The organism is Methylobacterium sp. WL116 (genome assembly GCF_008039455.1).
GTDB lineage: Bacteria > Pseudomonadota > Alphaproteobacteria > Rhizobiales > Beijerinckiaceae > Methylobacterium.
Map to the genome: position 1 here is coordinate 1 of NZ_VRUV01000716.1, position 1,818 is coordinate 1,818.

Sequence of the window (1,818 nt, forward strand, 5' to 3'; positions counted from 1 at the left end):
GCACGCATCAAGGCCAGCCCGATCCGCCGCTGCCGCTCGACGGCCCGTTCCCGGTTGAGGCGCAGCGGCGGATCGGGCTGGCCTTGATGCGTGCGCTCGGCTTCGACTTCGCGCGCGGGCGCCTCGACATCAGTCTGCACCCGTTCTGCGGGGGCGCCACCGACGACGTGCGGATCACCACGCGCTACGACGCCGCCGATTTCGGGCGTGCGCTGATGGGGGTGCTGCACGAGACCGGCCACGCGCTCTATGAGCAGGGCCGCCCGGCCGCGTGGCGCAACCAGCCGGTCGGCAAGGCCCGCGGCATGAGCCTGCACGAGAGCCAATCGCTCATCGTCGAGATGCAGGCCTGCCGCAGCCGCGAATTCTTCGCGTTCCTGGCGCCCCTGGTCCGTACGGAATTCGGGCGCGACGGGGCCGCCTTCACGCCCGAGAACCTTCACCGCCTGCACACCCGGGTCGAGCCCGGCTTCATCCGTGTCGACGCCGACGAGGCGACCTACCCGGCGCACGTCCTGCTCCGCTACGACCTCGAATCGGCCCTCATCGCCGGCGACCTCGCAGTGGCCGACCTGCCGGGCGCGTTCAATGACGGCATGCGCAACCTGCTCGGGCTCGAAGTTCCGAACGACCGCCTCGGCTGTCTGCAGGACATCCACTGGCCGAGCGGCGCCTGGGGCTACTTCCCGACCTACACGCTCGGCGCGATGGCCGCCGCCCAGCTCTTCACCGCGGCCAAGCGCGACGAGCCGGGGATCATGCCGGGCCTCGCCGCGGGCGATTTCGCGCCGCTGCGCGGCTGGCTGCGCCGCCACGTCCACGAGCAAGGCAGCCGCCTGCCCACCGATGCGCTGCTCGAGCAGGCGACCGGCCGCCCGCTCGGAACCGAGGCCTACCTCGCCCACCTCGAAACGCGCTACGGATCGGCTAGAGCATTTTCATGCGAAGTGGATCCCGGCTCGCGTGAAGGAAACGCGATCTCACAATAAGATAGAGCAATTCCCGTGATCCAGGGATCACGGGAATTGCTCTAGAGCGGGATGATGTCCACCGCCGAGCCGAGACGCGCCTGCGCGAGGTCGGCGACGTGGCGGTGGTGGGTGAACAGGATCGGCTGCACGGTGCCGCCGATCGCAGCGAGCGCTTCGAGGCCGTGGCCGGTCCGCGCGTCGTCGAAGGTCGAGAACAGGTCGTCGCCGATGAAGGGCGCCGGCTCGGACTTGCCGGCGTAGTCCTCCAGGTAGGCCAGCCGCAGCGCGAGGTAGAGCTGGTCGCGGGTGCCCTCGCTGAGGCCCTGGACGTGGACGGTCTCGCCACCGGCGCGGCGGGCAACGATCAGCGCCTTGTCGGCCTCGTCGTAATCCTGCGCGAGGCCGGAGAACCCGCCCCCCGTCAGGGCCGCCATGATCGCGCCGGCCCGGGTCAGCAACGGGTCCTGCTGCCCCGTCCGCTGGCGGGCGATGGCGGTGCCGAGCATCAGGCTCGCGAGCTTGAGCACGGCCCATTGCCGGGCGCTCGCGTGAAGCTCGGCCTCGGCCGCCTTTTTCTGCGCCAATGCCAGCTCGGCCCCGGTCCCGCCCTCCAGCGCCTCGCGCCGGCGCTCGCTGCGATCGCGCTCGGCGAAGGCCGTCTTGCCGCGCTGGTCGAGGTTCTCGTCCTCCATCGCCAGGCTGCGCAGCCGCGCCTCGATCGCATCGGCGTCGATGGCGGCGAGGTCGGCACGCAGCGCGTCTTCGGGAACGCCGTCTGCGGCGCGTGCCAGCTCGACGCGCCGCGCGAGCGCTTCCGCCCGCAACGCGCAGGACGCGGTCGAGGCGC

Annotated in this window: 1 protein-coding gene and 1 pseudogene; one reads left to right on the forward strand and one right to left on the reverse strand. The window is 71.5% G+C overall.

Annotated features, from left to right (window positions below):
- Positions 1–989: carboxypeptidase M32 (locus FV223_RS26580; RefSeq protein ID WP_147729727.1), on the forward strand; the 989-nt coding region annotated here is incomplete at its 5' end.
- Positions 990–1,030: 41 nt separating this feature from the next.
- Here FV223_RS26580 and FV223_RS30910 read toward each other — a convergent pair.
- A pseudogene (locus tag FV223_RS30910) lies at positions 1,031–1,818 on the reverse strand (chromosome segregation protein SMC); the annotation flags it as partial.